General features: G+C 39.3%; 16 protein-coding genes. All 16 read right to left on the bottom strand.

What is annotated here, in order from left to right:
• Positions 1-38: 38 nt before the first annotated feature.
• The 16 genes from O3670_RS10635 to O3670_RS10560 all read right to left on the bottom strand — a co-directional run bounded on the left by O3670_RS10635 (position 39) and on the right by O3670_RS10560 (position 8102).
• Positions 39-197, bottom strand: coding sequence for a hypothetical protein (locus tag O3670_RS10635; RefSeq protein WP_371596144.1), 159 nt, complete (start codon positions 195-197; stop codon positions 39-41).
• A gap of 14 nt (positions 198-211) precedes the next feature.
• A complete protein-coding gene (locus tag O3670_RS10630) occupies positions 212-838 on the bottom strand; it encodes a hypothetical protein (protein WP_371596143.1) in 627 nt (208 codons plus the stop codon).
• A 14-nt stretch (positions 839-852) separates the two neighbouring features.
• On the bottom strand, positions 853-1206 hold the full coding sequence (locus O3670_RS10625; RefSeq protein ID WP_195520091.1) for a hypothetical protein: 354 nt from the start codon (positions 1204-1206) through the stop codon (positions 853-855).
• Between the two features lie 44 nt (positions 1207-1250).
• Positions 1251-1784: a hypothetical protein gene (locus O3670_RS10620; RefSeq protein ID WP_371596142.1), complete on the bottom strand. Its 534-nt coding sequence runs from the start codon at positions 1782-1784 to the stop codon at positions 1251-1253.
• A 119-nt stretch (positions 1785-1903) separates the two neighbouring features.
• Positions 1904-2083: a hypothetical protein gene (locus O3670_RS10615; protein WP_270617610.1), complete on the bottom strand. Its 180-nt coding sequence runs from the start codon at positions 2081-2083 to the stop codon at positions 1904-1906.
• A 2-nt stretch (positions 2084-2085) separates the two neighbouring features.
• Positions 2086-2535 carry a GNAT family N-acetyltransferase gene (locus O3670_RS10610; protein WP_260847818.1) on the bottom strand — a complete coding sequence of 150 codons (450 nt, stop codon included), beginning with the start codon at positions 2533-2535 and terminating at the stop codon, positions 2086-2088.
• 29 nt (positions 2536-2564) lie between these two features.
• A complete protein-coding gene (locus O3670_RS10605) occupies positions 2565-3065 on the bottom strand; it encodes a hypothetical protein (protein ID WP_371596141.1) in 501 nt (166 codons plus the stop codon).
• 14 nt (positions 3066-3079) lie between these two features.
• Positions 3080-3733, bottom strand: a complete 654-nt coding sequence (locus O3670_RS10600; protein ID WP_371596140.1) for a JAB domain-containing protein — start codon at positions 3731-3733, stop codon at positions 3080-3082.
• A gap of 19 nt (positions 3734-3752) precedes the next feature.
• Positions 3753-3929 (bottom strand): hypothetical protein, encoded by a 177-nt coding sequence (locus O3670_RS10595; RefSeq protein ID WP_371596139.1) that lies wholly within the window; start codon positions 3927-3929, stop codon positions 3753-3755.
• A gap of 12 nt (positions 3930-3941) precedes the next feature.
• Positions 3942-4250: a hypothetical protein gene (locus O3670_RS10590; protein ID WP_371596138.1), complete on the bottom strand. Its 309-nt coding sequence runs from the start codon at positions 4248-4250 to the stop codon at positions 3942-3944.
• A gap of 58 nt (positions 4251-4308) precedes the next feature.
• Positions 4309-4596, bottom strand: a complete 288-nt coding sequence (locus O3670_RS10585; RefSeq protein WP_371596137.1) for a hypothetical protein — start codon at positions 4594-4596, stop codon at positions 4309-4311.
• 367 nt (positions 4597-4963) lie between these two features.
• Positions 4964-5980 carry an ERF family protein gene (locus O3670_RS10580; protein WP_371596136.1) on the bottom strand — a complete coding sequence of 339 codons (1017 nt, stop codon included), beginning with the start codon at positions 5978-5980 and terminating at the stop codon, positions 4964-4966.
• Positions 5981-6034: 54 nt separating this feature from the next.
• Entirely contained in the window at positions 6035-6877 is an 843-nt protein-coding gene (locus O3670_RS10575; protein ID WP_371596135.1) for an LCABL_13060 family 5'-3'-exonuclease, read from the bottom strand.
• Positions 6878-6952: 75 nt separating this feature from the next.
• Positions 6953-7384, bottom strand: coding sequence for a single-stranded DNA-binding protein (locus O3670_RS10570; protein ID WP_371596134.1), 432 nt, complete (start codon positions 7382-7384; stop codon positions 6953-6955).
• 16 nt (positions 7385-7400) lie between these two features.
• Complete coding sequence (locus O3670_RS10565; RefSeq protein ID WP_156247160.1) at positions 7401-7769, bottom strand: hypothetical protein; 369 nt, start codon at positions 7767-7769, stop codon at positions 7401-7403.
• A 12-nt stretch (positions 7770-7781) separates the two neighbouring features.
• On the bottom strand, positions 7782-8102 hold the full coding sequence (locus tag O3670_RS10560; protein ID WP_343092770.1) for a hypothetical protein: 321 nt from the start codon (positions 8100-8102) through the stop codon (positions 7782-7784).
• Between the last annotated feature and the right edge of the window lie 844 nt (positions 8103-8946).

Genomic DNA, 8946 nt, shown 5'->3' with positions numbered 1-8946 from the left:
ACTTAAAGTTTAAAAAACTTTAAGTGCCATTCTTCTTTCTATTCCGCAGGCCCTAAGTCAAGATAGAGAATATCTCGCTTAGTGGCATACTCCAAGGCTTGTTCATCAGCTTCAAACAAATCTGAAGCAAGAAAGCTTTTTGTAAAGACTGTTTCGTCTTTACGTTTAAATGTTGCTGTATAACTATGTTTAGTCATTTTTTCTCCTTTATTTAATATTCGTACTGACCTTTGACTCCACTATAGAGCCAGTAAACAGCTTGACTATGGCCTTGCTGAAGAGTACTGTTAGCATCCTCCATTAGGTCTCTCAAGGAATAAAATCCTCGATAACTATCTAATGCTGATTCCATCAGACAGAAAAGATATGTTGGCATATCTTTTGTTCCCCAAGCTAGAAGATCTAACTGACTTAAATCGTCTCTTACTTCCTCTGGAAAACGACTTGGAAAATTACTTGTCGTAAAATTTCCACATTCTTTCGCTCGCTGTAACATAGTTAAGCGAGTTTCCAACATGCGTATATCAGCTTCTTGAAAGGCTTCTGCATGCTCTGTGGTAATTATTAACTTCGATAGCCCAGGATTGATTTCTTCAACTTCATAATAAAGTGAAGATTCAAATGGAATCTCAATCGGAGGAAGGTTAGATACTCCCTCTCGATTCAAAACCACGTTCTTAACTGGTAGAAGTCGCAAACTTTGTTGCATATCCACCTTTTTGCTATCAATAATCGACGCAATTCGGTCATTGATTAGGTCTGACGGAAAGCCAACAATATTACTATTATATTGTTGAACCTTTTCAATGTAGTAAAGTCCTTGAGTGATTCCTTTCATTGTTTTTCTCCTTCTTACGCCATTACAACATTGTCAAGACCAAGCTCTTTGAGCTCTTCTTGAGTCTCCCTATTGCTCTCAGTTGTCTTCAATTTAATGACAACATTCAACCCCATAGCACGTGCTTGTAACAATGCTGAAGCAAGTGCTGGTTCGGGTTTTCCCTCAACGAATAGGGTTTGAACCCTACGTTGCTTCATTTCCAGAATTCTCTTGAGATAAAGACAAGAGAGTTCCAAGAATGAATAGGATTGAACGTTATCAATCCGAGGGAATGTTGTAACGCCTTCAAGAAGGCCTTTGGCAAAAAGATCTGCAAAGACCTCTTGTGCTTTTTTATTTTTGTATACATAGATTTTTTTAGTCATTGTTTTTCTCCTTATTAGTTAATAACTAGCTTTTCATAACTTCTCTACTTAACAGAAGGAAGCTCCTCAACACGACGTAAGAAAGAAAGCAACTCCTTGCGCGTGTTGATGTCTTCAACATCTTCTGTTACTGGCGTATCATAAGTAATATGATGCTCACCATTATCCCAGCTCTTAAAGACAGAAGATTGGCAGAACTCAATCTGATCATCTTCTACCTGATAAACTAGGTTAGCCATGTAGCCATTATCAAAGTAATAGCGATGGAACACAACCTTACGATTGTTTCCCAGACGTACTAAAACGTCTGGATTTTGACGTTTATATTGGGTTGGTTTAATGAAAAACCCAAATTGTGACCTTAAACTAGTCATCTTTAAGTCTTCCATTGCTACCAACGCCTCTTCACAAGAAATAGGCATTAACCCACTTTGTACTAACAAGGTATTGATAGCAACCATTCCATCCTTCTTGATAAAAAGATGGCTATTCCCAGTCTCATTCAAAAATTGACGCAAGGTCATTCCTTGATGAACTTTTTTTTCTAAGCATTTAGTTGAAGCCAATAATTTTGTCATTGTTTTTCTCCTCCATAGAAAAAGAGGAAGGTGTAGCCTAGGGCTACTACCTTCCTCTTTCTCTTCTATGTACGATATACGATGTATAACGTACTATGTAATGTTTTTGTGGCTCACCACTACCACTGCATCTCATCGAGTTCACGTGGGGTTAACTTACGCCCCAAATTTTGCTCAACACGCGCAGCCCAGACAAGATTACCATTCTTGATCATTTCAATCTCCTCTGGTGTCTTGTATGGTTTTTCCGGTAAGCCTAACGACCTCCAATCGTTTTTGAACTGCTGTACAATTCTCATGGTTAGTCTACTCCTCCCTTCAAAAAGCGGTCAATGAGTCCCTGAGATGCTGCTGTATTAAAAATCACTCGGTTAGTGTTTCCAATACGACTGCCCCCGTACCGACTAACATAAAAGTCTCGAAGAGCTGTCTTTGAAATCAGCATCATAAACCCCTCAAAGCCACGATTGAAAGCGTCTTGTGCTACATAAGCAAGCAAGACACCTGCAATCCCTTGGTTTCTCTTATCCATTCGCACCTCCAGCTTATGGATAAAATTGTAATAATCAGTAGGCTCAGGAGTGAACTCAATCATTCCAGAAACCTCACCTTGAATTACAAAACCACTGGTAATTGCATTGGGAGAACTTATGGCCGTCCAATCAAATTCAAAGCCCTCTGAAGTCAAATCAGATAGCGTCGGGATATCTTCTTGACTGAAGTCCCAAAAGAATGTTTCTCTCATTGCCATCTTCCTCTCCAATATGTCTTTCATACTCATTATAACACCTTTCCTGTGATACTTGTTGCTAGAGCTAGCTCTTGATCATAGACTCCCTCTAACTCTTTCAGATAAGACTCGGAATAATCTCCAAGGTCTTCATCAGTTAAGAGTTCAGTGGATACCCCTTTACCTGGGACATTGCAAGTCATAACGGTTGCTTTATAAATAAAGTTCACACCAGACTCTGCATCTACATAATCAAATGTAGCAGACATTGGGATATCACTAAGAGTACTATCTTGCTTTAAGATGTTAGTCAAAAAGCTATCGATATTCTCTCGAATATTCCAGTTCCCACAAGCTGTAAAAGGAAGTGTCACTGAGACAAGTCCTTCTTCAGTTGTGATACAATCCGCTTCACTTGGAGAACCTTCTATAGTCGTAGGGTTCCAAGCTTTTTCATTGATTACTCTATGAGTAGCCACAAGCACCTCAATATCTGAATATGTTGGTGCGGAAATAGTAACCTTGCCAAAGGCAACAGAAATATTCCCCATTTTTTTCTCCTCTCCTAGAAACAACGCATTCTTCCACTATCTCTGAAAGAATAGTATTTATCCTTCGTTACGATAACATGGTCTAAGACCTCCATCTCAAAGAGCTTTGCAGCATCCTCAAGGGCCTCAGTAACATTAATATCGTTACTTGAAGGATATACACTTCCAGAGGGATGGTTGTGAGCTACCAGCACGTAGCGAGCTAAATTCTTCACTGCATAGTGAAAAATCTCTCTTGGACACGCCATACTACGATGAACGCTACCGATGAAAACTACTCGCTCCTCGATAACGTTACAATGCACATCCAAGTACCACACTACAAGGTGCTCTTGTTTCTTATGTCCATAGGCTTTTTGGATACTTTGAGCAAAATATCCAGTCCCAGTAACACAAGTTGGCTTTTCTTCCTCACCTTCTGAACGTTTGAAAAGTTCAAGCATTGAAAGAAAGGCAATGGCATCTCTCTGAGTTAATCCATAATTTTTCAATTCCTCGATACTTAACTCACAGACCTTCTTAAATACCTTCTTAGAATCTCCTTGCAATTCAGAATACAAGGTATCAACCTTTTCTGAAGGGATCCAGTGATTCAAAGCCCTTTTGAATAGCTCTCTATCACCAAAGTCCCTAGGATGCCTTACTTTTCTCCTAGTAATTTTTGTCATATTTTTTCTCCTTTACGTGTTAAACCACAAGCCATTCAGCCTGCAGCTGCATAGCGACTGCTGCGGTTGTAGTTACTTTAAAAAGTAAACGTTCTTGTTTATCCCTTGCAACTACAACAGCAACACTACTCTCATATAAAATAGAAATGGTACTTTCTCGAGGTAGTGTTTCTAGTAGGATACTGATTCTATCCATAACTACCTCCTCCTAGGCTGGTGCTACTACCCACATAGAGCGGATAGCTTGCACTTTTCTATTTGTTTCTGCACGGTCTAAGCGACAATCGCTATCAAACTTAGTACCGTAGACTTCTTCGTATACCTCTCGCATACGTTTGCCCAGGTCCTCAATATGAGACAATTGGGCTTTCGAAGCGCGTGCATTGAGGTCAGCCATGTAGCGATTATAGACTTTTCTAAAAATCGCATTCAGTCTGGCATCATCTTCAAGATACCACTTCAGTGAGTAGCTTTTATAGTGCTCTTTTAACCACTTGGCTTTTTCAGTTTTTGTCATTGTTTTTCTCCTCAAAAAAATGGCCCTAGGACCATTTTTTCTTTTCTTGTTGTTAATATCATGCAATAGCATTCGCCTTCATAATTAAGGCTCGACAAATTGCACGACGCTTTTCACGGGGAGCAAAATAGTCCTCGAACTCTTTGTAATAATTTACGTCCTCATTAGTATAAGACTTACATGGACGTTCGTCATCATACACGATTAGCCATACTCTTTCGCCCTCTTGCTTTTCACTCATGGTGTTAATCCCTATAAGTTCAAGCTTTTCAAGGTCTTCAAGAGTCGCATAGCTAATGCTAGTGCGATAGCCGAGATTAATAAGCAGACTATTTATAACACCCATAGGCTTTGTATGAGCCTTGGGTTTTCTTGCTCCCTCTTTATAACAAATGATCTTTATCATTTTTTTCTCCTCCTTTCTCAACTACGAAATAGATGCTGAATCCCTTCTACAAAGAGAATTGGGATCAGAAATATTATTGCTACAACCAACTTAAAAATTAATTTATTTCGAAGTAAGTTACACAAGATAACGTAGCAAAGTATGGCTACAAATCCGATAAACAGCCACTCTGGGAGTGTTTGTTTAAAGAAGGTGTACCAAACTTGTTGTTGTTCAACGTACGTTAAATTCGTGTTGAAAAGTTGTAAAATAGTTTCCATTGTTTTTTCTCCTTAATATAAAAAGGGGTCTTTTGACCACTTTATTACTATTGTTGTTGTGCCTGCTGACGTTGTTTAGAAACAAAATCAGACAAAGCTTTGAGTTGAACAGTCAACCCTTGACTTTCTCCGATCTGAGACCACTCAAGCAACTGGCTTTCTGTTGCTCCAAGAGACAATGCAGCTTCTTCACCACGAGCAACCATTTGAATCAGTTGTTCATCGTTACAAGCATTTGCTTTTGTCCCTTTTGGCTGAGTAGCTGTTTCACTCGTTTGTGAAGATGACTCAGCTTCACTAGTTGCTCGTGATACACTATCACTTGCAACTTTGTTAGCTGATGTAACCTCACTAAGTGATGTCTGTTCACTACTACTCAAAGAAGTAGTGAGCGACGCTGACTGAGTAGTCTTTCCATAGCGGGCACCTGTTGGCTTACGAGATGTTCTCGCTTGGGCATTTGATTGATAATTATGGTTATTATCATAATTACCAGTCTGTTGAGCTGATTGCGAATGATATGGCACATTGTCCATATCTAATTCCTCGCTATCAGCCTCAATACCCAGCAAGGTTTTCACCTCGTAGCGTCGCAAATAGGTTACTTGAGCTCCTAGATTCTTTATGTCATTGACATTATAGAATACCGGAACCGACTCAATGTCGTAAGAAACACCACTTTCATGAAGTAGTGTCGTCACGACTTTGACACCGTTAGCATTCCCAAACGGGATATGTTTGGTTTGCTGAGTCAAAGTTAGACCATACTTATTGAGTGCTGGACGTACAGCCGCTAGGATATCGGATAACGGTGCGAACTTAAAGTCAACGTTCTTAAACGTAACTCTACTTGTTGCCGTTACAGTACTAAACTCAGCTTGAGCCTTGGCCAAAGCTTCATATAGTGGAGCCATAACCTCTGGCTCCGGTTTAGAATGGTCTTTAGCTTGTTCAGCCTTTTGCCATTCTAACTGCATTTCCGCCTTAGCTAAAGCTACTTTAGCTTCAATAAGCTCGGCTACTAAATTTTTTTCATTGGTTGTGTTCAACATAGTTTCAGTCATTGTTTTTCTCCTTAAATGTTAAAAAGTGGCTTTTTTAAACCACTGTGTTCCTGTTTATTGTTGTAAAAATTCTGCCACTGTTTTTGCTGTTGTTAACGACTTATTCGTTAAACAGTAATCACAGTGACCGCATCCTTCGACAGACTTATGTGCTAAAGCATCTTTAAGTACTTCAAGATGCCCATAGAAGATGTCTCTCCCCATTTCAATGATAGTATCATCAATCAGAATTAACTCCTTATCTGGAACAGGTTCTTTTGAAACCGCCATAATATAAGGTGTAAACTCATAACCGTAGGTTTGCTTCAGCAACTCCTGATATACGTACATTTGTAGCGTATACTGATATTCTACAATGTTATAGAGAAGAGACTTCGTATAACGATGAAGTGTCGTCGAATATTTTTCCGACTGAAGACTCTCCATCGTTTTCAGGTCTATGAAATAACCGCCTGAAAGATTCAGACTATCAATTTTGCACTTGAAGGGAATCCCTTCTAACGTACCAGTGATAATCCGTTCTTTCTCCACCATTTCATCATCTGTACCATGATACAAACGATTAAATAGCTCCTCTTTTTCTAAAGCAGCAATCATCTTATCTGCTTGTTTGAAAGAGGCTTTTACCTGGCCAGCGGTTTTCCCTCGTTGACTAATGATTTTATCTTGATTCCTCTCCAAAAAAGCTTCATGAGCTTCTCTAGTCTCAAAATAAGAATGGACATAATTACCAACAAGTAGGCTTTCTGTCTCCGCCTTCTCAGGCCAAAAAAACAAGTCAACAACTTGTTGTCTTAAGGGACATTTGATGTACTCCTTAAAACGAGAAGTGGACATATAATACCTATCTTGGTAGTAATTATCCACTGTCAATGGAGGAAGTAACTCTACTGTCATTTTTTCTCCTTTAAAAACAAAAAGAGCTCAGTATCACTGAACTCTCTACTTTCTTCCTAAGGCCTTAGACCATTTCTAGAAAGGAATATTTTCAAACATAGAAGCATCTAACGGTTCTCCGCCACCAGGAAAGCTCCCTTCTGCAGGTCCAAAATCTGGACTTTGCGAAGAAGTGCTGTTGCTATGGTCACGAGGCTGTAAGTTGTCAAAGTTTGACACATTAACCTCGGTCACATATACTCGCTGACCTTGTTGGTTTTCATAAGAACGAGTTTGCAAACGTCCCTCAACTGTCACAAGATATCCTTTCTTGATCCAGTTTGAGAAACTCTCCGCATATTTACCCCAAATAACTAGAGGGAAAAAGTCGCTTTCTCGCTCCCCATTTTGATTTTTGAAATCACGAGGGCAAGCGATTCGAGCCGTTGCTACCGCCTTGTTCGACGGTGTGTAGCGAAGCTCAGCATCGGCTACAAGACGGCCTGTTAGAATTACCTTATTTAGCATATGTTTTTCTCCTTTCTTAATCCTCTGCTACGACTTCTATGTCGAGGAATACGATTTCCCCTTCATCTAATCCATCAGAAAACTTATGGCTTTTTCCACAAAATTCTTTGTAGCCTTTCTTGGTGAAATGGCTACGTGGGGATAAATAATCGATATACCCCTTAACATGATCATTAGACCATGAATTTTTAGGATTTACCTCCCCAGAAAGAACTAAAGTAGCCCATTCTGAAGCAGAGACCATCATGCCCTCTGCATCAAAGAACGACTTTCTTGTTGCCGTTTTCTGTTTTTTTCGTGCTGCTCTGTAAGTAGAGCTTGTTCTGAAGTGTTTTGGAGAATAGGTATCAACCATTCTCATTTTTTTCGTCATTGATTTTCTCATTGTCTTTCTCCTTTAAAAAACTAACTCGAGATCCATCATCTCGACAATTTCCGCTTCAGGCTCTTGCTGAGAAACATACCTTGATTTACCAAGGTATTCCTTATACCCCCTCTTAGTCCAATGACTACGTGGGGTAACTCTCTCAAGTTTTCCTTTAACATGATCATTAGACCAAGAGGTCTTCGGATCTATGAAACCGCTGATGACACCATCAGCCCACTCACTAGGACTGATGATATAATTCATTTCATCGTAAAATGTTTTACGATATGCGGTTTTCTGTTGTTTTCTTGCAGCTCTATAAGTAGAGCTGGTTTTGAAATAATTTTTCATGTCTTTCTCCTTAAAAATAGTTGTTGTTGTAAAGTGACCTTGGAAAGTCCCGAACACCTGTTCGTAGCCCTCCTCCGTATGCCGACAAGTTAGAGTTGGGAACACCTGTTCCTCACCTCTAATCATCGAGATGTCGCCTTCCTTTTTTGTCTGTCTACCCAAACTCAAAACAAAAAAAGCATAACAAAGAAGCCGGCAAGCCTTGTCTCAAAAACAAGGTTGCGCGTGCCTATGGCAAACCATAGGATAAACTTCTCCGTTATGCTTAGTTGCTAATAACGTTTGTTGTAGCCTTTCAAAGTAAGGAAAGGCAATTATCTCGTACCTGTTATAAGCGTTAAGCCCCTTCTTCTGTCTGATGGCTTAACTGATAGCTAAAAGCGAGTACGCTCCCTTTTAACCCATATAAAACATGGTATGCCTATTGCTGGGACAGAACCAGTAATGACATCTCCTCCTCCATGCTTCCTCTTCTCTTTAGTCACGTGACCAAAGGTTCACCATTTGAGGTGTGGCGAAAAAAAGATATAAATTAAACAATTTATGTCTTTAGTATAGCAAACACATGAAAAAATAGCAACCTAAGAATAAAAGTGACTTACCGTAAAATAAAAAAACACCTAAAAGGTGCATGATATACAGTTTATGTTTTAGTACCATGTCAAATAGAACTGTAACAAAACCATGTACTTTAAAGGTCAACCTTCCTCTAAGTTTTAGTACCATGTCAAATAGAACAGTAACAAAACTGTCTCTGATTCGTCTGATATTAAGACTATGTTTTAGTACCATATCAAATAGAACGGTAACAAAACGTAGCCCATAGCTAAGTCCTATATAAGTA

Origin of the sequence: Streptococcus sp. 27098_8_74 (assembly GCF_041431705.1) — a bacterium.
Classification (GTDB): domain Bacteria; phylum Bacillota; class Bacilli; order Lactobacillales; family Streptococcaceae; genus Streptococcus; species Streptococcus salivarius_E.
The sequence above is the reverse complement of the archived record's forward strand: the minus strand, read 5'-3'. Positions and strand labels throughout refer to the sequence as shown.

Excerpts from the sequence above, each read along its gene's own strand:
- O3670_RS10605 (WP_371596141.1), bottom strand. The coding sequence starts at position 3,065 with ATGGGGAATATTTCTGTTGCCTTTGGCAAGGTTACTATTTCCGCACCA.
- O3670_RS10580 (WP_371596136.1), bottom strand. The coding sequence starts at position 5,980 with ATGACTGAAACTATGTTGAACACAACCAATGAAAAAAATTTAGTAGCC.
- O3670_RS10595 (WP_371596139.1), bottom strand. The coding sequence starts at position 3,929 with ATGGATAGAATCAGTATCCTACTAGAAACACTACCTCGAGAAAGTACC.
- O3670_RS10635 (WP_371596144.1), bottom strand. The coding sequence starts at position 197 with ATGACTAAACATAGTTATACAGCAACATTTAAACGTAAAGACGAAACA.
- O3670_RS10610 (WP_260847818.1), bottom strand. The coding sequence starts at position 2,535 with ATGGCAATGAGAGAAACATTCTTTTGGGACTTCAGTCAAGAAGATATC.
- O3670_RS10590 (WP_371596138.1), bottom strand. The coding sequence starts at position 4,250 with ATGACAAAAACTGAAAAAGCCAAGTGGTTAAAAGAGCACTATAAAAGC.
- O3670_RS10600 (WP_371596140.1), bottom strand. The coding sequence starts at position 3,733 with ATGACAAAAATTACTAGGAGAAAAGTAAGGCATCCTAGGGACTTTGGT.
- O3670_RS10620 (WP_371596142.1), bottom strand. The coding sequence starts at position 1,784 with ATGACAAAATTATTGGCTTCAACTAAATGCTTAGAAAAAAAAGTTCAT.
- O3670_RS10625 (WP_195520091.1), bottom strand. The coding sequence starts at position 1,206 with ATGACTAAAAAAATCTATGTATACAAAAATAAAAAAGCACAAGAGGTC.
- O3670_RS10630 (WP_371596143.1), bottom strand. The coding sequence starts at position 838 with ATGAAAGGAATCACTCAAGGACTTTACTACATTGAAAAGGTTCAACAA.
- O3670_RS10615 (WP_270617610.1), bottom strand. The coding sequence starts at position 2,083 with ATGAGAATTGTACAGCAGTTCAAAAACGATTGGAGGTCGTTAGGCTTA.
- O3670_RS10585 (WP_371596137.1), bottom strand. The coding sequence starts at position 4,596 with ATGGGTGTTATAAATAGTCTGCTTATTAATCTCGGCTATCGCACTAGC.
- O3670_RS10575 (WP_371596135.1), bottom strand. The coding sequence starts at position 6,877 with ATGACAGTAGAGTTACTTCCTCCATTGACAGTGGATAATTACTACCAA.
- O3670_RS10560 (WP_343092770.1), bottom strand. The coding sequence starts at position 8,102 with ATGAAAAATTATTTCAAAACCAGCTCTACTTATAGAGCTGCAAGAAAA.
- O3670_RS10565 (WP_156247160.1), bottom strand. The coding sequence starts at position 7,769 with ATGAGAAAATCAATGACGAAAAAAATGAGAATGGTTGATACCTATTCT.
- O3670_RS10570 (WP_371596134.1), bottom strand. The coding sequence starts at position 7,384 with ATGCTAAATAAGGTAATTCTAACAGGCCGTCTTGTAGCCGATGCTGAG.